Origin of the sequence: Nocardia wallacei, from assembly GCF_029869545.1 — a bacterium.
Taxonomy (GTDB): Bacteria; Actinomycetota; Actinomycetes; order Mycobacteriales; family Mycobacteriaceae; genus Nocardia; species Nocardia wallacei_A.
The window spans coordinates 1-22,220 of record NZ_JARWQD010000258.1 but is presented as its reverse complement, the minus strand read 5'-3'; the positions used below and the strand labels follow the sequence as shown (position 1 = coordinate 22,220).

17 protein-coding genes are annotated in these 22,220 nt (G+C 69.5%); 11 read left to right on the top strand and 6 right to left on the bottom strand.

Going from position 1 to position 22,220, the window contains the following annotated elements; translation table 11 throughout:
- The first annotated feature begins 36 nt into the window (after positions 1–36).
- The 8 genes from QH290_RS22070 to QH290_RS22035 all read left to right on the top strand — a co-directional run bounded on the left by QH290_RS22070 (position 37) and on the right by QH290_RS22035 (position 10,428).
- Complete coding sequence (locus tag QH290_RS22070; protein ID WP_280384857.1) at positions 37–1,473, top strand: GuaB1 family IMP dehydrogenase-related protein; 1,437 nt, start codon at positions 37–39, stop codon at positions 1,471–1,473.
- 262 nt (positions 1,474–1,735) lie between these two features.
- The gene (locus QH290_RS22065) at positions 1,736–3,106 is read left to right on the top strand and encodes a hemolysin family protein (protein WP_280268839.1); all 1,371 of its coding nucleotides are present in this window, start codon (positions 1,736–1,738) and stop codon (positions 3,104–3,106) included.
- Complete coding sequence (locus QH290_RS22060; protein ID WP_280268833.1) at positions 3,099–4,163, top strand: hemolysin family protein; 1,065 nt, start codon at positions 3,099–3,101, stop codon at positions 4,161–4,163. The genes QH290_RS22065 and QH290_RS22060 overlap by 8 nt, the downstream gene beginning before the upstream one ends.
- Entirely contained in the window at positions 4,160–5,059 is a 900-nt protein-coding gene (locus tag QH290_RS22055) for a 3-methyladenine DNA glycosylase (RefSeq protein ID WP_280268834.1), read from the top strand. Before QH290_RS22060 ends, QH290_RS22055 begins: the two co-directional genes overlap by 4 nt.
- 165 nt (positions 5,060–5,224) lie before the next feature.
- A complete protein-coding gene (locus tag QH290_RS22050; protein ID WP_280384856.1) occupies positions 5,225–6,802 on the top strand; it encodes an LVIVD repeat-containing protein in 1,578 nt (525 codons plus the stop codon).
- Positions 6,802–7,443: a DUF305 domain-containing protein gene (locus tag QH290_RS22045; protein ID WP_280384859.1), complete on the top strand. Its 642-nt coding sequence runs from the start codon at positions 6,802–6,804 to the stop codon at positions 7,441–7,443. Before QH290_RS22050 ends, QH290_RS22045 begins: the two co-directional genes overlap by 1 nt.
- 208 nt (positions 7,444–7,651) lie before the next feature.
- A complete protein-coding gene (locus tag QH290_RS22040; RefSeq protein ID WP_280268836.1) occupies positions 7,652–8,419 on the top strand; it encodes an SDR family NAD(P)-dependent oxidoreductase in 768 nt (255 codons plus the stop codon).
- Between the two features lie 110 nt (positions 8,420–8,529).
- The gene (locus tag QH290_RS22035; RefSeq protein WP_280268837.1) at positions 8,530–10,428 is read left to right on the top strand and encodes a vWA domain-containing protein; all 1,899 of its coding nucleotides are present in this window, start codon (positions 8,530–8,532) and stop codon (positions 10,426–10,428) included.
- A 330-nt stretch (positions 10,429–10,758) separates the two neighbouring features.
- On the opposite strand, the gene QH290_RS22030 is transcribed toward QH290_RS22035, so the two are convergent.
- Genes QH290_RS22030 through QH290_RS22020 form a run of 3 tightly spaced genes read right to left on the bottom strand, consistent with a single transcriptional unit; the run spans position 10,759 to position 13,447 of the window.
- The gene (locus QH290_RS22030; protein ID WP_280263939.1) at positions 10,759–12,051 is read right to left on the bottom strand and encodes an acyl-CoA dehydrogenase family protein; all 1,293 of its coding nucleotides are present in this window, start codon (positions 12,049–12,051) and stop codon (positions 10,759–10,761) included.
- Positions 12,052–12,053: 2 nt separating this feature from the next.
- Positions 12,054–12,704, bottom strand: coding sequence for a TetR/AcrR family transcriptional regulator (locus tag QH290_RS22025; protein WP_280263941.1), 651 nt, complete (start codon positions 12,702–12,704; stop codon positions 12,054–12,056).
- Positions 12,701–13,447, bottom strand: a complete 747-nt coding sequence (locus tag QH290_RS22020) for an SDR family NAD(P)-dependent oxidoreductase (protein WP_280384854.1) — start codon at positions 13,445–13,447, stop codon at positions 12,701–12,703. Before QH290_RS22020 ends, QH290_RS22025 begins: the two co-directional genes overlap by 4 nt.
- Before the next feature lie 177 nt (positions 13,448–13,624).
- Between QH290_RS22020 and QH290_RS22015 the strand changes: the two genes are divergently transcribed.
- Both QH290_RS22015 and QH290_RS22010 read left to right on the top strand, forming a co-directional pair.
- A complete protein-coding gene (locus QH290_RS22015) occupies positions 13,625–15,808 on the top strand; it encodes a malate synthase G (RefSeq protein ID WP_280263945.1) in 2,184 nt (727 codons plus the stop codon).
- Between the two features lie 163 nt (positions 15,809–15,971).
- On the top strand, positions 15,972–17,081 hold the full coding sequence (locus QH290_RS22010) for a DUF4185 domain-containing protein (protein WP_280384852.1): 1,110 nt from the start codon (positions 15,972–15,974) through the stop codon (positions 17,079–17,081).
- Between the two features lie 9 nt (positions 17,082–17,090).
- On the opposite strand, the gene QH290_RS22005 is transcribed toward QH290_RS22010, so the two are convergent.
- A complete protein-coding gene (locus tag QH290_RS22005) occupies positions 17,091–18,464 on the bottom strand; it encodes a lipase family protein (RefSeq protein WP_280263949.1) in 1,374 nt (457 codons plus the stop codon).
- Positions 18,465–18,651: 187 nt separating this feature from the next.
- Between QH290_RS22005 and QH290_RS22000 the strand changes: the two genes are divergently transcribed.
- Positions 18,652–19,419 carry an NAD(P)H-dependent oxidoreductase gene (locus QH290_RS22000; protein ID WP_342213214.1) on the top strand — a complete coding sequence of 256 codons (768 nt, stop codon included), beginning with the start codon at positions 18,652–18,654 and terminating at the stop codon, positions 19,417–19,419.
- Positions 19,420–19,824: 405 nt separating this feature from the next.
- Here QH290_RS22000 and QH290_RS21995 read toward each other — a convergent pair whose 3' ends face one another.
- Together QH290_RS21995 and QH290_RS21990 are read right to left on the bottom strand one after the other, a co-directional pair.
- Positions 19,825–20,292: a GtrA family protein gene (locus QH290_RS21995; RefSeq protein ID WP_280263951.1), complete on the bottom strand. Its 468-nt coding sequence runs from the start codon at positions 20,290–20,292 to the stop codon at positions 19,825–19,827.
- Between the two features lie 70 nt (positions 20,293–20,362).
- Entirely contained in the window at positions 20,363–22,000 is a 1,638-nt protein-coding gene (locus tag QH290_RS21990; RefSeq protein ID WP_280384850.1) for a VWA domain-containing protein, read from the bottom strand.
- Between the last annotated feature and the right edge of the window lie 220 nt (positions 22,001–22,220).

The following is a 22,220-nucleotide window of genomic DNA, read 5'->3' as shown; positions in this document are numbered from 1 at the left end:
CCCGCACACCACCGGCATTCCCCTACAATCGTGTAAGTGCAGTTTCTTCCCGGCCACACGCCGCCGTACGACCTGACCTACGACGACCTCTTCCTCGTCCCGAACCGGACGGACGTGGCGTCGCGCTTCGATGTCGACCTGTCGACCAGCGACGGGACCGGCACGACGATCCCGATCGTGGTCGCCAACATGACGGCCGTCGCGGGCAAGCGCATGGCCGAGACGGTCGCCCGGCGCGGCGGCATCACCGTCCTGCCGCAGGATCTGCCGATCAGCGCGGCCGCCAAGACCATCTCCTACGTCAAGAGCCGCTCGCTCACCGCCGACACCCCGGTGACGCTGGGCCCCGACCACTCGGTCTCGGAGGCGCTGGCACTGATCCACAAGCGCTCCCACCGCGCCGTGGTGGTCGTCGACGAGGGCAAGCCGGTCGGCGTGGTCACCGAGGATGCCTGCGCGGACGTGGACCGCTTCGCGCGCCTGCACACCGTCGCCGCGACCGACTTCGTCACCGCCCCGGCCCAGACCTCGCCCCGGGAGATCTTCGAACTGCTCGAGACCGAGCACGCGCAGCTAGCCGTGCTGGTCCACGCGGACGGCACCCTCGCCGGCGTGATGACCCGCACGAGCGCGGTCCGCACCGGCATCTACTCCCCCGCCGTCGACTCCGCCGGAAAGCTGCGCGTCGCCGCCGCCGTCGGCATCAACGGCGATGTCCCCGCCAAGGCCAAGGCGCTCGTCGACGCCGGTGCCGACGTGCTGGTCATCGATACCGCGCACGGCCACCAGGTGAAGATGCTCGAGGCGCTGCGCGCGGTCGCCGACCTGAAGCTCGGCGTCCCGCTGGTCGGCGGCAATGTGGTCTCCGCGCAGGGCACCCGCGATCTCGCCGAGGCCGGGGCCGACATCATCAAGGTGGGCGTCGGACCGGGCGCCATGTGCACCACCCGCATGATGACCGGCGTGGGCCGCCCGCAGTTCTCCGCGGTCGCCGAGTGCGCGGCCGCCGCCAGGGAACTCGGCGTCCACGTGTGGGCCGACGGTGGCGTCCGGCACCCGCGCGACGTGGCGCTGGCCGTCGCCGCGGGCGCGTCCAACGTGATGATCGGCTCCTGGTTCGCAGGCACCTACGAATCCCCCGGCGACCTGCGCACCGATCCCTCCGGCAACGCCTACAAGGAGAGCTTCGGCATGGCGTCCAAGCGCGCAGTCGCCGCCCGCACCGCCTCCGACAGCGGCTTCGACCGCGCCCGCAAGGGACTGTTCGAGGAGGGCATCTCCTCCTCGCGCATGCGCCTGGATCCCGAACGCCCCGGCGTCGAGGACCTCATCGACCACATCTGCTCGGGCGTGCGCAGCGCCTGCACCTACGCCGGCGCCCGCACCCTGGGCGAACTCCACGACAAGGCCGTGCTCGGCGTCCAGTCCGCCGCCGGTTTCGCCGAGGGCCGCCCGCTGCCGTCGGGCTGGTGAGTCCGCGCCTCCCCGCCCGGCGCACCCGCGGCGCGGCGCGGGCGGGGAGCGGTGCACTCGACCCGGTAGCATGAGAATTGCCGGACCCCGGGCATACCTGCCCCGTGGTTGGGGTACAGCACAGTCACACGGCCGTTTGCGAAAGGAACCAGTTGTCACCCGCGTCCAAGGGCGCCACTCAGGAGGGCTCCTCTACCGAGCCGGGTGACATACCCGGCGCCTCCGTTATCCCAGTTCCTCCCCCGTCCGGGCGGTGCTGACAGTGTCGGTCGTGCTCACGCTGCTCAGCCTGGTGGGCTTCATCGCGCTCACCCTGGGCACCGCGCTGTTCGTCGCCGCCGAATTCTCGCTCACCGCGCTCGAGCGCAGCACCGTCGAGGCGCACGCCCGCGACGGCGACCGCCGGGCCCGCCAGGTGCGCCACGCGCACCGCACCCTGTCGTTCCAGCTGTCCGGCGCGCAGCTGGGCATCACCATCACCACCCTGGTCACCGGGTACATCGCCGAACCGGTGCTGGCCCGCCTGCTGGAGCCGCCGTTCTCCGCGCTCGGCCTGGGTTCGGCTGCCGCGCACGGGGTTTCGCTCGCCCTGGCGCTGGTGCTGGCCACCTCGCTGTCGATGACCTACGGCGAGCTGGTGCCCAAGAACATGGCCATCGCCAATCCGCTGGCCGCCGCCCGGCTCACCGCGGGCCCGATGATCGCGTTCTCCGCCTTCTTCAAGTGGCTGATCAACCTGCTCAACGGGATCGCCAACTGGGTGGTGCGGCGCTTCGGCATCGAACCCGCCGAGGAACTGCGCTCGGCCCGCTCGCCCGAGGAACTCGGATCGCTGGTGCGCACGTCGGCACGCCGCGGCGCCCTGGATCTGCGCACCGCGCTGGTGGTGGACCGTTCGCTCGCGTTCGGCGACCGCAGCGCCGAGGAGCTGATGACGCCGCGGGTCAAGATCGAATCGCTCGATCAGGACGACACGCTCGCCGACCTCATCGCCGCCGCGGGCCGCACGGGCTTCTCCCGCTTCCCGGTGATCGACGGCGACCTGGACAACACGCTCGGCGTCGTGCACATCAAACAGGCGTTCCTGCACCCGGTCCGGGAGCGGCGCACCGTCACGCTGCGCTCCATCGCCCACGCCGTGCCGATCGTGCCCGCCAGCCTCAACGGCGACGCCGTGCTCGAGCGGGTGCGCTCGGACGGCATGCAGGTCGCGCTGGTGGTCGACGAGTACGGCGGCACCGCGGGCCTGGTCACCATGGAGGACATCATCGAGGAGATCCTCGGCGACGTCCGCGACGAGCACGACGAGGAGGAACTCGACGTGCGCCGCACCGCCGCGGGCTGGAACTGCTCGGGCCTGCTCCGCGTCGACGAACTCGCCCGCGCCACCGGATACGACGCGCCCGAGGGCGAGTACGAAACCCTCGGCGGGCTGGTGCTGACCGTGCTCGGCCGCATTCCGGAGGCGGGCGACGAGGTGCTGCTGCCGCACCACCGCAACGGTCACCAGCCGCATACCGACGGCGGCTGGGTGGCGCGGGTCGAGCGGATGGACGGCCGCCGCATCGACCGGGTGTTCCTGCAGCCCGTGGACCACGACACCCTCGCCAGCTGGGAGTTCTACCATGGGTGACCTGTACGGGGTGCTGCTGACGGTGGTGCTGCTGGCGGGCAACGCCTTCTTCGTCGGCGCCGAGTTCGCCCTCATCAGTGCCCGGCGCGACCGGCTGGAAACCCTTGCCGCACAGGGCAAACGCAGCGCCGACACCGTCATCAAGGCCGGTGAGCACCTGTCGATGATGCTCGCCGCAGCGCAGCTGGGCGTCACCATCTGCTCGCTGCTGCTGGGCCGCGTGGGCGAGCCCGCGATCGCGCATCTGCTGGAGCGGCCATTCGCCCTGGCCGGGCTGCCCGACCAGCTGCTGCACCCGGTCGCGTTCGCCCTGGCGCTGAGCCTGGTGGTGGTGCTGCACATGCTGCTGGGCGAGATGATTCCGAAGAATATCGCCCTCGCCGGGCCGGAACGCGTTGCGCTGCTGCTGGTTCCGATGCTGCTGTGGTTCCTGCGGCTGGCCCGGCCGCTGATCACCCTCTACAACCTGGCCGCCAACCTCACGCTGCGCGCGCTGCGCATCGAGCCCAAGGACGAGCTCGACGCGACCGTCTCGTCGGTGGAGCTGGCGGAGATGATCGGCGAATCGCGCTCGGAGGGTCTGCTCGACGAGGGCGAGCACCGCCGCCTCGCCCGCGCGCTGGGCACCACCGACCGCATCGTCGCCGATGTGATGGTGCCGCTGGCGAAGACGCGCAGCGTGCCGCTGCGCGGCGACGGGACGACGCTCGGCGATATCGAGTCCGCGGTGGCCGAGACCGGCTTCTCCCGCTATCCGGTGCGCAGCTCCGACGGCTCGCTGGTCGGATATCTGCACGTGAAGGACGTGCTGGACAAGGTGGCCGACGATTCGGCGGGGCCGTCGACGCCGATCCCGCGCACCGATATCCGCCCGCTGCCGACGGTCAGCATCGGCACCACGCTGTACGAGGCGCTGTCGCGATTGCGCCGCACCAGCAGCCATCTCGGCCGGGCGATCGACAGCCGCGGCAACACGGTCGGCATCGTCGCGCTCGAAGACCTGGTGGAAGAGTTCGTGGGCACCGTGCGCGACGCCACCCACCGGATCGCGGAATGAGCGGGCGGGAAGCCGCGGCGACGCGAGAGGTCCTGTTACTGGCAGAGTCCGACTGGCGTGCCCGGGCGGCCGCGCATCGCACCCGGGTGGACGAGCTGATCGGCCCGTATCTCCAGCGTCGGGCCGCCGGGTCGAAGCATCCGGTGATCGACTTCCTGTTCACCTACTACGGGCACAAACCCGCACAGCTGCGGCGCTGGCATCCGGGGTACGGCCTGGCTTTGGAGAATGCGGCCGAGTACGCGAATTCCCGCGGGTACCGGCAGATCCCGGCCGGGGCCACCGCCGATCCGGAGTTCCTGCTCCGCCGCCGCGACACCATCGCCTTCGTCGCGAAGCTGCTGCGCGCCACCGCGACCCGGCCCGCGCAGCTGTCGTGCTTCGGGCTGCACGAGTGGGCGATGGTGTATCGCAGCGACGACGTGCGCCATCGGCAGGTGCCGCTGCGACTCGGGAGCGCGGGGACCGATGCGGTGGTGGAATCGATGTCGCTGCGCTGCACCCACTTCGACGCCTTCCGGTTCTTCACCCCGGACGCGGTGCCGCGCAATACCCTCGCCCTCACCCGCGACGACCAGCCGCTCCGGGAGCAGCCCGGCTGCCTGCACGCCAACATGGACCTGTACAAGTGGGGCTTCAAACTGGTCCCGCTCCTCGACTCGGACCTCCTGCTGGACTGCTTCGAATTGGCCTGCGCCGCCCGCGAACTCGACATGCGCGCCAGCCCGTACGACCTGTCCGAGTATGGATACGACCCCGTCCCCATCGAAACCCCCTCCGGCCGCGCCGAATACGTGCGCGGCCAGGCGGAGCTGGCCGAACGCGCCGCGCCGCTGCGCTCCCGCCTGCTCGCCGCCGCCGACGGCCTGCTCGAGCAGACCCGTTCGGCGCGCTGATATCGGCTTCGCCTCCGGCGCGAACGCGACATCTTTTCCGAAAACCACCCTCCTGAGACAGTGAACGCGTTACCGTTTCCGTCGTTGTCGTGACCGGCGGTACTGGGTACCGCCCGGTCCGTCACGGCGGGTAACGGTGCGGTTCCGGAAGGCGGGGGTTTCGCGATGCGGCGATTTCTGACGATTCGGCGGTCCAGGCCGATGACGGTCCTGGTGGCGGCGCTGCTGGCGGCCGCGGTACTACCGGTCGGCGGTGCGTCGGCCGATCTGCAGTCCGATATCGCCGATCAGGTGCGGCAGTTCCTGGACGTGGGCCGGGTCGCGGCGGGCCGCGCCGACTGCGGTCCGGGCTCGCGGCCCGAACCCGGTCTGCAGGGCGATGTTCCGGCCGCCGATCGCAACAGCGGCCGCAGCACACAGGGCTACAGCTGCAATATGTCGTTCGTCGGCGGGCATGCGGGGCGCGGCGGCGGCATCACCTCCACGACCTTCGAGCACTGCTCCTACACCGGCTCGTTCTTCCCGGGCAACCTCCTCGGCCCGGCGCAGGGCGTGCAGGTGCTCGACGCGTCCGATCCGGCGCATCCGGTGCTCACCGCGACACTCACCGAACCGGCCATGCTCGCGGGCACGTGGGAGAGCCTCAAGGTCAACACCGAGCGAAAACTCTTGGTGGGCACCGGCGTTCCGGTCGGCACGGGCATCGGCTATCTGTCGGTCTACGACATCTCCGACTGTGCGCACCCGCGCCTGTTGAATCCGGGGCCCGGCACGAATCTCGCCATGCCGCTGCCGATCACGACGCACGAGGGCGGCTTCTCCCCCGACGGCCGCACCTACTGGGCCTCCGGCATCGCGCCGGGCTTCCTCAGCGCCGTCGACCTCACCGATCCCACCACGCCGCGCGTGATCTGGCAGGGCCTCACCGGGATCGAGGCGCACGGCTTCGGCGTCAGCGCCGACGGCAACCGGCTCTACCTGTCCGCCCTCGGCGGTTTCACCACGCTCGATGTCGGCGCCGTGCAGCGGCGCGACCCGAATCCGCAGGTGGGACATCTGGGCCGGGTGTTCTGGACCGACGGCTGGGCCACCCAGCACAGCATCCCCGTCACCTACGACGGCAAGCCGTATCTGTTCACCGCCGACGAGGGCGGTTCGGGCGGCGTGAAACTCGTCGACGTCTCCGAGGACTCCGATCCGGAGGTGGTCAACAAGATCAAGCTGGAGATCAACCTCCCCGAGCATCAGGACAGCCTGCTGGCCTCCGCGATGGGCGGTTCGGTCTTCTCCTACGACGTGCACTACTGCGCGGCCGACCGCCCGAACGATCCCACCGCGCTCGCGTGCGGCTGGGAGTCCTCGGGCGTCCGGGTGTTCGATGTGCGCGACCCCTTCCATGTGCGCGAGATCGCCTACTTCAACCCGCCCGCGCGGACCGGGCAGAACCTGCAGCTGTGGAATTCGCCGCACGCGCTGGCCTCGCTGATCGGGGCGCCCGCCATGGAGAGCTTCTCGACCGCCCGCGCGATGCTGGAGGGCAAATTCGATCCGGCACAGGCGTTGTCGCCGCGCACCGGCATGCTCGCGTTCGGCGACGTGTCCACCGACTGGTGCTTCGCACCGCCGGAATGGCACGGCAGCCAGCTGTGGACCACCTGCAACGACAACGGTTTCATGGTGCTGCAGCTGGACAACGACGTGTATTCGCCACCGGCGGACCAGCGTTCGATCGTGGGGTCGTGATGCGCCGCCTGCTCACGGCGGCCTGCCTGGCCGCGGGTGTGCTGATCCTGCTGGTGATGGGTGCGGCGCTGCGCCCGCTGCTCTGGCCCGAAACCCACAGCTCGGCACGGATACTGAACGACACCGAGATCGGTTTCGCCCAGGATATGACCGCGCACCACCAGCAGGCGATCCAGATGGTGCAGCGCCTGGATCCCGGTGCCGATCCGGTGGTGCGGCGGCTGGCCGAGCAGATCGATCAGAACCAGCGGGTGGAGATCGGGACCATGCTCGGCTGGCTGCGCCTGGCCAACGCCGCTCCCATGGCGCGGCAGCCTATGGCCTGGATGGCCGCGAACTCCCCTGCCGCACACCACCATTCACCCGCCCCGGCCGCTACCCCCGGCGCGATGCCCGGCCTCGCCTCCCAGGCCGAACTCGACGCCCTGTCCGCCGCCCGCGGCCGCGACGCCGACATCCTGTTCCTGCAACTGATGTACCGCCACCACCAGGGCGGAGTCACCATGGCCCAGGCCGCAGACCGCGAAATACCCTCCGGCGCAGTCAAAGAGGCCGCCCGCGGCATGCTCGTCGCCCAAAGCCAGGAATGCGGCCTCATAGCAGTCCTCCTGAGCCAACGCGGCGCCCAGCCACTACCCTAACCCCCCGCGCCCTGCCCGCCACTGATACCGCTTGCGCCACTTGGTCAGTCCGCTCAGCAACCGGAGTCCCGGTATGTGCGGCGGTCTTCCCGCACGAGGCGTACCCCCGACTCAATGAGTTCCAACGACGGGGCAAGGACGAGAAACTCGGGTTCGGCTGAGGATTCGGCGCAGTCGAGTGGCATGCCCGGCCGGTAGGGTCGGCGGCATGAAGTTGGATGGACGGGTTGCGCTGGTTACCGGTGGGGGGCGGGGCATCGGCCGGGCCATCGCGGTCGCGCTGGGCGAGGATGGCGCGGATGTGGCGGTGAACTATCGGTCGGATGCGGAGGCCGCCGCCGAAACCGTTTCCGCCATCGAGAAATTCGGCCGCCGCGCGGTGGCGGTGCGGGCGAGTGTGGATTCGGTCGAGGACGACGAGCGGATGGTCGCGGAGGTGCTCGATGCGTTCGGGCACATCGATATCCTGGTGAACAACGCCGGGATCGCCAGCCGCGGCCGGTTCGTGGCCGATACCGATCCGGCGGAGGTGCAGCGGGTCGTCGCCACGCATGCGCTGGGCGCACATCATGTTTCGCGGCTGGTGCTGCCGTCCATGCGCACCCGCCCGCGCGGCGATATCGTCATGATCTCCAGCGCCGCCACCCTCGACCACGGCGCGGGCGGCGCCCCCTACAACATGGCCAAGGCCGCCCTGGAGGCCCTGGCCTTCACGCTCGCGAACGAGGAGCGCGGCAACGGGATTCGCGTCAATGTGGTGGCGCCGGGCCTGGTCGACACCGAGATGGGCCAGCGGCTGGTGAAGGCGGTCGCCGGTGTCACCGATATCCGCAGCCTCGACGAAGGGTCGCCGTTCGGCCGGGTCTGCAGACCCGAGGACGTCGCGAATGTGGTGCGGTTCCTGGTGTCCGGCGGCGGCGAGTACGTCAGCGGCCAGAAGATCAACGTCCACGGCGGCCGTACCGACTTCAGGTGACGGCCGCGCTGGACGCTCGCGTATGCCCGCCGACATCTCAGCAGTGGGTATGGGTCCGGATTGTCTGTAATGTCGTTCGCGCTCGACCGCATGATCGATAGACGAGGACAATGACGAAGCTCAGACGACTGGCAGCCGCGCTGGCCGCCGGTCTCATCGCCCTGACGCCCGCCGGACTCCCGGCGACCGCGCAGGCCGATCAGACCCCGCAGTACGCGCCCACCATGCTCATCCTGGACGCCTCCGGGTCGATGCAGCGCCCCGACCCGGCCGGCACCATGATGGACGCCGCCAAGAACGCGGTGCGCACCTTCGTCGGGTCCGCTCCCGCCGAGGCCAAGATCGGGCTCACCACCTACGGCACCAGCACCGGTAACTCCGAGGCGGAGAAGTCCGCGGGCTGCCGCGACGTCTCGGTGCTGCGCCGCCCGGACACCCTCGACAAGGCCGCGCTGACCAGCGCCGCCGACGGCATCAAGGCCAGCGGCTGGACCCCGATGGGCACCGCGCTGCGCGAGGCCGCCAAGACACTCCCGAACTCGGGGCCGCGCTCGATCGTGCTGGTCTCCGACGGTGACGACACCTGTTCGCCACCCGAACCCTGCGACGTCGCCCGGGAACTGAAGAAGCAGGGCCTCGACCTCGTCGTGCACTCCATCGGCTTCGCCGTCGACGCCAGGGCGCGCGCCCAGCTCAGCTGCATGGCGCAGGCCACCGGCGGCACCTATTCCGACGCCGTCGACGGACCGGCGCTCGAGCGCATCCTGCCGCGCGTGAGCGGCGGTGCGCTGCGCAACTATCAGGCCACGGGCACGCCGATCACCGGCACCGACAAGTACCACACCGCGCCCGTCGCCACCTCGGGTCACTACCTGGACACCCTGGGCCAGAAGGAGAAGCGGTACTACGCGGTCGACGTCCCGGCCGGTGCCACCGCCTACTTCACCGGCATCATGTCGTTCCCCCGCCTGCCCGGCATCGACGTCGTCGACGATTTCAACGGCGTCCAGCTGCGCGTGTACGGGCGGGACGGCGAGGACTGCCACGCCTTCGAATCCGAGCAGGCCAGCCGTTCCAGCGACGGCACCACGCTCACCGTCGGCACGGCCTTCGACGGGGCCGCCAAGGAGCCCGGAAACAGTCCCAGCACCAACAAATGCCGGGGCGGCGGACGCTACTATTTCGCGCTGACCTGGAACAACGTCTCGGCGGGCATTCCGGAGCGGCTGCCGCTGGAGGTGCTCGTCGGCATCGAACCGGCCGTGACGGATCCGGGGCCGAAGGCGGTCGCCCCGCCGACCACATTCGTCGAGCCCGCCGGTGCGGGCACCCCGGTCACGGGCGGCGGTTCGGTCACCTCCGCGGCCACGCTCCCCGGCTCCGGCCGCTTCACCGATACGCTGCGTCCCGGCGAATTCGTGTTCTACCGGGTCAAGCTGGACTGGGGTCAGGGCCTGGCCTACCGGGTCCACTACGACGCCAACGGCGGCCGCGGCACCGATGTCATCTCCAACATCGCCACCACCCTGTATTCGCCGCTCGCCATCGAGATCGACTCGGACACCACGGCCTACACCGGCAGCGACACCGTCCTGCCGACGAACGACCCGGCGATCGCGACCTCGCCGATCCGGTACAACAACCGCAACGCCGACCATTCGGAGGCGCGCGACCAGGCCCAGGCCGGATGGTATTACATCGCCGTCAAGCTCAGTCCGACCCACTCGCAGGGCGACAACCTGCCGGTGTCCATACGGCTGGACCTCACCGTCGCCGGGACTCCGGAGCCGGGGCCGAAGTACACCTCGGAGCTGGCCGGGGGCATCGTCGGCGACGGCGGTCAGGCGACGGGCGGCGGATCCGACCGCGCCGCGGGCGCATCCGAGGCCCCCGCGAGCGACGACTCGTCCTCGGTGCTGCCGATCGTGCTCGGGGCGGCCGCCGCGGTGGTGGTGCTCGCGGCGGGAGTCGTGATCGGCTGGCTCGTCGCCCGGCGGCGGCGCGGATGATTCCGGCCCGCGGCTGAAATGCCGAAGGTGGCTCCCGATCCCGGGAGCCACCTTCGGTGCGGGGCCGTACTGTCGTCCGTTTCGGCTACGGCCCAGCGGAATTCACGCTGTCAGCGCTCGGCGATGGATGCGCCGACGACTCACAGCGGCGGGAACCCCGAGGAGCCGGTGGAGAACCAGTTCCAGAACGCGGTGGCGTGCGCGATGAGCACGTTGGCGATGTCGATAGCGGTACTACCCATCGAACTTCCTCACATCAGGTGATTCACTTGCGCCGCCCAGGGTAACGGAACCATAACGGCCTGGACAGGGGGCGTCGCCGATGCGCCATCAGAGATTGCCGACGGTGTGCTCCAGCTTGCGGGCCACCAGTTCCCGGGCCTGTTCGCGCAGCGCGGGGCGATATCCGCTCGGGTACACCGGATCCGCGGGCGCGTACTGGCCCAGGACCTGCTTGGCGAGGGTGATCTTGTGGACCTCGGTGGGGCCGTCGGCGATCGCCATGACCTCGGCGTAGTTCATCATGTCGACGAACGGCAGGTCCTCGCTGACGCCCAGCGCGCCGTGCAGGTGCAGCGCCCGCCGCGCGACGTCGTGCATCACCTTCGGCATCGCCACCTTGATGGCGGCGATGTCCTTGCGCACCTTGCGATAATCCTGTTCCTTGTCGATGAGCCAGGCCGTGCGCAGCACCAGCAGCCGGAACTGCTCCATCTCGATCCAGCTGTCGGCGATGCGCTCCTGGGTCATCTGCTTGCCGCCCAGCACGCCGTTGCCCATGGGCCGCGACACCGCGCGCTCGCACATCATGTCGAATGCCTTGCGCACCATGGCGACCGTGCGCATGGCGTGGTGCACGCGGCCGCCGCCGAGCCGGGTCTGGGCGACGACGAAGCCGAGACCCTCGGCGCCGAGCAGGTGGTCGGCCGGAACCCGCACATCGGTGAATCGCAGGTGGCCCTCGTGGCTGGAGAATCCGTGCACCTCGAAGTTCTTCACGATCTCCAGGCCGGGCGTGCCGGCGGGCACGATGAACATCGACAGCCGCTGATGCGGCGGGGCCTCCGGATCGGTCACCACCATCACGATGTGGAAGGCGGCGTATTCGGCGGCGGTGTTGAACCACTTCTCGCCGTTGATGACCCAGTCGTCGCCGTCGCGCACCGCGCGGGCCCGGAAGGCCGTCGGGTCAGAACCGCCGGTCGGCTCGGTCATGACGTAGCAGGAGCCGATCTCGCCGTCGAGCAGCGGCTGCAGATACCGCTGCTTCTGCTCCGGCGTGCCGAAGTGGGCGAGGATCTCGGCGTTACCGGAATCCGGTGCCTGGCAACCGAAGACGAGCGGCGCCCACATCGACGTGCCCAGCACCTCGTTGAGCAGCGCCAGCTTCAGCTGTCCGTAGCCGGGGCCGCCGAGCTCCGGTCCGAGGTGGCAGGCCCACAGCCCGCGCTCCTTGACCTGCTCCTGCAGCGGGCGCAGCAGCGCGCGCACCTGCGGATCGTCGCGGTGGTAGGGGTTCAGATCGGGCAGCAGATCCAGCGGCTCCACCTCGCTGCGGACGAACTCCGCGACCCAGTCCAGTTGCCGCTGGTACTCCGGGTCGGTCTCGAAATCCCAAGCCATGATCAGCCTTTCGTGCGATTACTGTCGTTGCCCCGGCTCGCGCCGGGAGCGATCCCGTCCAGGACGGTCGCCGCGAGAATCTCGGCGATCTGTTCCGGCGACCGACCACCGTGCGGCCGATACCAGAAGGTCACCATGTTCAGCATTCCGAGCAGGCCGTTGGTCACCACGTGATCGGCCGTGCTCAGCGCCCCGGCCGCATGCCCCGCATCGATCACCCGCTGCCAGCACTCCTGCACACGGTCGCGCAGTTCCTGCAGGTCGGCCGCCCGGTCGCCGGTCAGCGCGGTGACGTCGCGCAGCTGGATCGCCACCTCCCGCCGGTGGGCCACGATGAGGCGGACGTGACTGTGAATCAGCTTGCGCAGCTTGGCGACCGGATCGTCGGGACCGTCGGCGATCGCGCGGGCCTCGGCGTACATCAGGTCGATATAGTCGCGCAGGATCTGGAACAGCAGCTCCTCCTTGGAGCCGATGTGATAGTAGAGCGCCCCGCGCTGCACATCCGCGCGGTCACCGATCTCGGCGACACCCGTGCCGTGAAACCCCTTCTCGGCGAAGAGATCCACCGCGGCGCGCACGATCCGTTCCCGCGTCTCCCCCGCCACGGAGGCGGGCGGCCGTCCCCGTCTGCGCACCGGCGCCGACGTCATCGCCAACCGCCGTCCAGCGACAGGGTCGCGCCGCTGCAGAACCCGGACGCGGCCGAGTCGGCGAGAAACAGGGCAGCGCCCACGATTTCGTGCGGCTCACCTACGCGGCCGAGCGCGTTGTGCTTACTCAGTTCCTCCCGCAGCCCGTCCGGCCACGCCGCGGAGATATCGGTGGCGAACGGCCCGCACTGAATGGTGTTGACCCGCACGGACGGACCGTAGGTCTGGGCCAGACCCAGTGTCAGCGCGTTCAATCCGGCCTTGGCCGCCGAATACGGCACGGCGAGGGGTTCGGGCCGAGCCGCCTCGATCGAGGAGATGTTGATGATCGAGCCACCACCCGCGGCCCTCATCCGCGCGCCGATCAACGCCGAGAGCCGGAACGGCCCCTTGAGATTGACGCCGATCACCTTGTCGAACAGCGCCTCGCTCACCTGGTCCAGGCTCGGGTAGAGCGGCGAGAGCCCGGCATTGTTCACCAGCACGTCGACCCGGCCGAACTCCGCGTAGGCCGCCTCGGCCAGCTCATCGCACTGCGCCCAGTCACTGACGTTGCACGCGACCGGCAGCGCCCGCCGCCCACACTTCTCGCGGACCTCGGCCGCCAGCGCCGCGCACGCATCGATCTTGCGGCTGGCGATCACCACATCGGCACCGGCCTCCGCGAACGCGAGCACCATCTCCCGCCCCAGCCCGCGGCTCCCGCCGGTCACCACGACGACCCGATCCGACAGACGCCCCACGGCGACCCCTCTCCACCGAAATGTTCCGCGCAGTACATTAAATGTACCGAGCGATACAATCAAGCCCCCCGGGGCCCACTGGGCCATGCGAAGAGGCGGCTACAGAGCCTCTTCTACCGCCGAGTAACATGACAGGCGTACTTTTTCCCATCCGGCTATCTCGAAATGAGGCAGTAGATGACAGAGCGGATTCAGATCGGCGGGCTTCAGGTTGCGAGCGTTCTCCACGACTTCGTCGAGAACCAGGCGCTGCCCGGGACCGGCGTAGATTCCGCCGCGTTCTGGACCGGTGCCGAGGCGGTCATCAACGACCTGGCCCCGCGCAACCGCGCCCTGCTGGCCGAGCGCGACGAGATCCAGGGCAAGCTCGATGCCTGGCACGCCGAGAACCCGGGCGCCGGATACGACAGGGCCGCCTACAAGAAGTTCCTCACCGAGATCGGCTACCTGCGCGAGGAGCCCGCGGACTTCAAGATCGGCACGCAGAACGTCGACGACGAGATCGCCACCACCGCCGGACCGCAGCTGGTCGTGCCGGTGATGAACGCCCGTTTCGCGATCAACGCCGCCAATGCGCGCTGGGGCTCGCTCTACGACGCGCTGTACGGCACCGACGCCATCCCGGAGACCGGCGGCGCCGAGAAGGGCACCGGCTACAACAAGGTCCGCGGCGACAAGGTCATCGAGTGGGCCCGCAACTTCCTCGACGACGCCGTGCCGCTCATCACCGGCTCGCACGTCGGCTCGCAGGCCTACAAGATCGTCGACGGCGAGCTGGAGGTCACCCTCGAGGACGGCACCGACATCGGCCTGGCCGACGCCTCGGCACTGGTCGGCTACCGCGGCGAGCCGGGCGCCCCGACCTCGATCCTGCTGCGGCACAACGGCTTGCACATCGACATCCAGATCGATCCGGAGTCGCCGATCGGCAAGACCGACGGCGCGGGCGTCAAGGACGTCGTGCTGGAGTCCGCGGTCACCACGATCATGGACTTCGAGGATTCGGTCGCCGCGGTCGACGCCGAGGACAAGGTGCTCGGCTACCACAACTGGCTGGGCCTGATGAAGGGCGATCTGGCCGAAGAGGTCAGCAAGGGCGGCAAGACCTTCACCCGCACCATGAACCCGGACCGCGTCTACACCGGCCTCGACGGCAAAGACCTTGTGCTGCACGGCCGTTCGCTGCTGTTCGTGCGCAACGTCGGCCACCTGATGACCAGCGACGCGATCCTGGACGCCGCGGGCAACGAGGTCCCCGAGGGCATCCTCGACGGCCTGTTCACCTCGCTCATCGCGGTGCACAGCCTGCGCGGCGACGCCAAGGTCTCCAACTCACGCACCGGCTCGGTCTACATCGTGAAGCCGAAGATGCACGGCCCGGACGAGGTGGCCTTCACCAACGAGCTGTTCGACCGCATCGAGGATGTGCTGGGCCTGCCCCGCAACACCCTCAAGGTCGGCATCATGGACGAGGAGCGCCGCACCACGGTCAACCTGAAGGCCTGCATCGCGGCCGCGCGGGACCGCGTGGTGTTCATCAACACCGGCTTCCTCGACCGCACCGGCGACGAGATCCACACCTCCATGGAGGCCGGGCCCATGGTCCGCAAGGCCGAGATGAAGAAGCAGCAGTGGATCGCGTCCTACGAGGACTGGAACGTCGACACGGGCCTGGCCACCGGACTGCCGCACAAGGCGCAGATCGGCAAGGGCATGTGGGCCATGCCGGACCTCATGCGCGACATGCTCGAGCAGAAGATCGGCCACCCGCGCTCGGGCGCCACCACCGCGTGGGTGCCCTCGCCCACCGCGGCCACCCTGCACGCCACGCACTACCACCTGGTGGACGTGTTCCAGCGACAGGCCGAGATCGCCAAGGGCGGCGCGCGGGCCACGGTCGACCAGATCCTCGAGATCCCCCTCGCGGCCGAGACGAACTGGACGCCGGAGGAGATCCGCAACGAGCTGGACAACAACTCCCAGTCCATCCTCGGTTACGTGGTGCGCTGGATCGATCAGGGCGTCGGCTGCTCCAAGGTGCCCGACATCAACGATGTCGCGCTCATGGAAGACCGTGCGACCCTGCGCATTTCGAGCCAGCTGATGGCGAACTGGCTGCGGCACGGCATCGTGACCGCCGACCAGATCGTCGAGAGCCTCGAGCGGATGGCCCCGGTCGTCGACCGCCAGAACGCCGGTGACGCGCAGTACAGGCCGATGGCGCCGGACTTCAACGCCAGCGTCGCCTTCCAGGCCGCCAAGGAGCTGATCCTGGAGGGCACCACGCAGCCCAACGGCTACACCGAGCCGATCCTGCACCGCCGCCGCCGCGAGGCGAAGGCGCTGGCCGCCAAGAACTGAGGGCGGCCCTCCGGCGCACCGAAACCGCTGGTCGACAAGAGAATACGAGCGAGTCCCCTGGCAGATCCTTCCCTGCCAGGGGATTTCGCGTCTTGCGCGGGCGGTACCCCCTCGTGCGATGGTGGAGGTTCGACATGGATCGGACGTCAGGGAGGAATCCACCATGCCCCAGCGGGGGACGATGCTGTGCGACAACGACGGGGACTCGGCGAGCCGGTTCGGGCTCGGCTCAGGGGATTTGGCCATCCCCTACCGCCGCCACGACGGCGGCTGGGGGTATGTCTTCGGCGACGCCAATGTCGGCCGGGCCGCGACGCTGCCCTACATCGGCTCACCGGTCCTGTTGTACCAGGACAGATTCGACAGCTCCGGTAATACGGCTATCGAATTCACCGGCAGCCAGCCGAGCCCGACGTGCGCGCAGCTGTTCGACTATCAGCACGAGGCGGACAACGGGCGCGGCGTCGTCGAGTTCACCCGAATCCCCAACGACGCCATCGCCTTACAGGCCGACGGGCAGGATCGGCTGTTCATCCAGTACACCTCCGTGCACCAGTGGGTTCCCGAGGGCAGCCCGAACGACGGCTCCGCATTCGGTGCCATCGCCTACTCCGACGACCACGGCGCCAGCTGGAAGGACTTCGACCACATCTGGAACGGCGACGCGCTCGGCAGCAACGGATCGCTGTATTCGATGTGGAGCTTCGCGGGCGTCGACGCCGACGGCCACCTCTACTGTTTCTCCAAGGCGTGGAACGGAAGTCACCACTTCGCCGCCGACACCGGGCTCATCCAGCTGTTCCGTTTCGATCCGCGCGACTTCTTCCACGGTCGGTTCGACAAGCAGGAGAACTGGGCGTTCCACAACGACAAGTGGCAGTGGACCCGAGACGCCGCACCGAGCCCGATCTTCGGTCCGGGCAACGGCATCGGGGAGTTCAGTGTCAAGATCATCCACGGCACGTACTGCATGGCGTATTTCGACATCGACGACTACAGCATCCGCACCCGCACGTCGCCACGTCCGGACGGCACCTGGTCCGAGCCGCGAACGCAGGTCGTCGGCAACAACAAGTGGCCGATGGGCCACTGGGGCACACCGCACCTGCCCAACCTCTACGGCGGCTACATCCATCCCGGCAGCGCCTCCGCCGACGCGCTCACGTTGATCATCAGCCGCTGGCCCGGAACCGCGGGCCAACCGCCCTACACGGTCACGCAGTGGGACGGGATCGAGCCCGGCCCCACCACCGGATCCGGCAAGCGGGTCTAGCGGGGCCGGTCAGCACTCGTCGGGGGCGGGTATCCCCCGCAGGCGCTGGTCGAGCCAGTCGATCAGCAGCGGCCAGCCCGTATCCCCGGCGAGGAAATGCTCGCCGGGGACATTGCGGTAGATCCCCGGGACCCCCAGCGCGCACTGCTGCCGCATCAGCTGTTCGGCACCCGCGGCCGGGATCCAGATATCGTGCACCCCGTTGTAGACCAGCAGCGGGACAGCGGATTTCAGGCCCGACATATCCGTCGCCCGGAAGATCCGCTCGGCCACCGGGCCGCGCAGCGGATCGGGCGTATTGGCCGCGATATCGATCGGAGCCAGCACCGCACCCGGTAGCTCGATCAGGTTCATGCACGCGTTCTTCAGCGGCGATGTCGTCACCTGCCGGGCGAGATTGTTCATCTGCGTGAGGATCTCGGGCCGTTCGCGCGCGATGCCGAAGACCGCCGCCATGAACACCCCCGACGCGAGGTTGGCGTTCATGGAGCCCGCCAGCATGCGGAAGTCGGCGGGCACCCCGCCGACCGCGGCGCCGGTGATCGACTTCGCCAGATCCGGTGCGTAGGAGTCGATCAGCACCGCCGCGGCGCGCGTCGCGATCGCGCCGCCGGAGTATCCGGCCATCACGTAGGGGCTGTCACCGAGTTCCCCGGGCAGCAGGGCGCGCGCCGCGCGTACCGAGTCCAGCACCGCGTGACCGGCCACATACGGCTCGGCGTAGGCCATATTCGGGCCCTCGTGATCGGGTATCAGCACCGCGTAGCCGCGCAGCAACGCCAGCTGGGTCAGCGGCGGGAAGAAGTCGGCGGAATTCGTCGTCTCCGAATAGCCGTGCGCCAGTGTGTAACTCGGGGTGCAGCGCCGCCCCAGGCCGTCGACGGCGAGATTGTTCACCAGCACGGGCCGCGCGCCCGCGCCCGTCCACGGACCCTGCGGAAGCACCAGCGACGCGGTCGCGAACGACGGCTCACCGTGCGCGTCGGAGGTCCGGTACTTCAGCTGCAGCACCTGCCGCGGCGGCGGGCTCAGCGGCATCGTCAACAGCGGCGCGGCCGCCGGGGTCACGTCGCGGATCTCCGCGACCTCCCCGGGCCGCAGGCTCGCGAGGTTCGCGGGCCACGCGTCGAACAGCGGATCGCCGACGTCGTCGGGCAGTACCGCCGAGCGCAGCGCCGCGAGTTCCGCTGCCGCCCCTGCGGATTCGACGGCCGGTGCGGGCAGCGACGGCAGCTCCGGGCGGGGCACCACCTCGTCGATCCAGCGCTGCAGGTCGGGCAGCCCGAGGCTCGGCGGCGCGGGCACGGGCGGCTCCGCCCGCGCGATCGTGGCCGGTATCCCGGCGATCAGCAACACGACAACGAAGACACGCCACGCCCGCATGGGCACACACTCCACAATCGACAGGTACCGACCCGACGGTGGAGTCGAACGCACCAACCCCGAGAAACCCACCGCGGCTTAGAGATTCATAGTGTAATGGCACAAATACGACAGCTTCCCATTGTTCACCATCACTGGGAACAAACATTCGAAGCGATACTTCGGAATACTTCGATATGACAGCTCGTTGGCATCGACTGTGAACATTCTGATCGTGTACGCGCACCCGAAACCGGACTCCCTCACCGGCGCCCTGAAGGACGTTGCCGTGCAACAGCTCCGGTCCGATGGACACGAGGTCGCCGTGAGCGACCTGTATGCGATGGGCTGGAAGGCGCAGGCCGACCCCGACGACTTCGGCGAGGTCGAGGAGACCAACTTCATGCTGGCCTCGGGTGAGGCCTACGACAACGGCACCCTCAGCGCCGATATCCGCGCCGAGCAGGAGAAACTGCTGTGGGCCGATGCCGTGCTACTGCACTTCCCGCTGTGGTGGTTCTCCATGCCCGCGATCCTCAAGGGCTGGGTGGACCGCGTGCTCACCTGCGGGTTCGCCTACGGCGCGGGCGGTACGGCCATCCCCCGCTACGGCGCGGGCGTGCTCAGCGGTACACGCGCCATGCTGGTCGTCTCCATCGGCGGCCGCGAACCGTCCTACTCCGATCGCGGCATCAACGGCCACATCGACGACCTGCTCTACCCCATCAACCACGGCATCCTGTACTACCCCGGCATGGACGTGCTCCCCACGTTCCCCGTCTACGGCACGATCCGGGTCGACGACGAGCGCTTCGAGGAGATCGCGAGCGCACTGCGGCAACGCCTGTCGGAGATCGACAAGATCGAGCCGATCAGCTATCGCCCGCAGGCCGGCGGCGACTACGACCGCACCCTGCGCCTGCGCGACGGCCTGGAACGCCCGGGCACCACGGGTTTCGACCTGCACATCGCCTGACAGGCCCGCCGCGGCAGGAAGGCCGACTGCCTCGCCGCGGCGGGAAAGCCGCTCGATCGGCGGCATCCACACCGCCGTGTGGCTGCGCGTCTCGGAGGTGAACAGGCAGGCCATCACCCCGGCGGCCGTGCGGGGCAGGCCGGTCCGGCCGAGGGCCGCGGTGAAATCGCTGATGAACGCGGCCTTCCGGTCGGGATCCGGATCGGGCCCGGCCGCCGGTCGGCCGCGCTCCCGGTGGGCGCGGCTTGCGCCGGGCGCGGTGGCAGGTCGCCTCGACGGCGACTACGTCCGCGACGAGGACGAGCAGGCCCGCTATCTGCGCGAGGTCTTCGATGCCTTCGACTCCGCCACGGTGGACACTGACGGATCCGCTGCGATCAGGTTGTGCCGCAGGATTTTCCGCGCTCAGCGGCGAAACACCACCCAGCGCATCGCGCTGTACATGAAGACGGCCTCGCAGGCACCGGCGACGAGCCGGGCCACGTGGTATTCGACGCCGAGCGCGGACAGGCCGCTGGACACTCCCAGAATGAACGCGAGGTAGTTCACCACGACCACCACCACATACACCGTGACCTGCGGGCCCACCGCCGCGTGCGAGCGGAAGTTCAGGGTCCGATTGAGCAGATAGCTCAGCCCGAACGCCACGGCGTAGGCCAGCGTCACCGACACCGGCAGCACGACCCCCAGCCACCCGTGCAACACGGTGAGCAGAAGCAGATCCACACCGAAGGTGAACCCGTTGATCACCGCAAACCCGAGAAACGTCGGCGCCACAACGGAACTCAACCCGAACGGCAGCCGCCCGGCGACCACCGCACACACCTGATGAAACCGATCGACCAGCCGCACCCCATCCGCCTCGACCCGCACACCCCCACAATCCCACCACCGGGTAGCGCCCCGATGATCACCGAGCAAATTCTGCGAACACAGGCCCCCGTCAGGGGGTGGTGAGGGCGTGGTTGACGGCGGTGCCGAAGGTGAGGTCGTTGGAGCTGGCGAGGCGGGTGTAGGTGCCGCCGGTCTGCTGGGCCAGGGTCTGCAGGGTCTGGGTGCCCGGGCCGCCGACGACGATGATGTCGATGCGGACGGGATGGGCCGGATCGGTGGCGGCCTTGATCCTGGAGACCAGCTGGTCGCCGGTGAGCGACGAACCGTCGTTGGGACCGCCGGTGATCAGCAGCACCGAGTTGGTGCGGCCCTGGGCGTGACCGGTGACGGCGCCCTTGTACGCCGCCTCCAGCGCGGGATAGGTGCTGTCGGACTGCGCCGAGGACGCCGAGACATTGCCGAGCGACTGGGCCAGCTCAGTGCGGTGCTGCCGGGTCAGCGGCGCGGTCTGGGAGACCACCTTGTACGGGGTGCCGCCGTCCTGATCCCCGGCGTAGGTCCACACGCCGAGCCCGAAGTCGGGCGGCATGGTGTCCATGGTCGACTGCAGCGCGCCGAGCGCGTTGGCGAGCCGCGTGAGCGAGCCGTCGGTGGCGCCCATGGCGGCGGAGGTGTCGAGCAGTACGGTCGACTGGACGCCCAGCACCGGATTCGCCAGCACCGACTTCACCTGGTCGAGAACGGTTTTCGGCGCGGCCGCGACGGTGGCCGCCGCGGGCTGGAATCCGTTGTCGGCGAACAGCTTCTGCTGGTCGGGCGCCCGCAGGTAATCGGTGAACATCCCGGCGACGAGGTTCTGCGTCTTGTCCACCCACGGCCCGGTCAGCATGGCGGCGGGATAGTCGGCGATCGGATTCGCGCCGTCGGGGCGGAATGCGGTGGTTCCGCCCGAGGTCTTCAGTTGCTGTTCGGTAACCGCGGTGGCGTGGATCGCCGCGTTCGCGGCGCCGGGGGTTCCGGTGAGGCTCGCCAGCGCACCGGTCGTGTCGTCGGATTCGGGCGCGCCCGCGGCGAGCTGTGAGATCCCGGAGACCACCTGCCCCGTGCGGGCCGCCTCGTCGGTGAGCGGCTCGGCCCCGGAGACGTTGGATCCCACGGCGAGGGCCGCGGCCAAAGCGTTGTCACCGGCGGGCATGGCCATGCGCAGCCCACCCCAGCCGTCGAGGCCGACCTCCCCGAGCGAGCCCTGCTGCAGCCGCGGCAGATCCGACCAGCCGACCTTGGCCTGGTCCAGCGCCTGGCGCAGTGGTTCGGGCACGGCCAGCACGATCGGGCTCACCGCCACCGAGGCCGGGACGCCGCCGATCACGCCGGGCACGCGCATCTGCTCCACCGACCGCGTCGAATCCGCGATCCACAGCGCGGGCTGCGGGCCCAGCTTCGAATCCCAGGCGCCGCCGGAGGTGAAGGCGCCCACCATCGCCGCCGAAGGCTGGACATTCACCGCCACCGTCACGCAGTGATCACGCACCTGCGGCTTGGTGGCGTTGTAGCGGTCGGCGGCCGCGCGCACCGGCGTGGCGATATCGGGATCGACGGTCACCGGCAGGGTGACCTGCCCCTCCACACATTCGCCCGCCGCGCTGCGGTCGGAGGACGCCGAATGCCCCCGCAACCAGAACCAGCCACCCACCGCCGCGACCACCAGCAGCACCGCCACCACGGACACGACGAGACCCTTACTCACGCCTCGCGAACTGCTGGCGCTGCGATGTGTACCCACGGTTCACCAGTGTATGTTCACGCCGCATTTGCCGCTCCGTCGCTCGGCCCGCCCCACCGACTCGCGCGAACCCGGCCGGTGCCGACGAAGCCCCCCCCCCCCCCCCCGGGGGGGGGGGGGGGGGGGGGGGGGGGCCCCGGGGGAACGGGGGGGCAAGGGGGCCCGGGGGGTTTGGGGAGCCCCC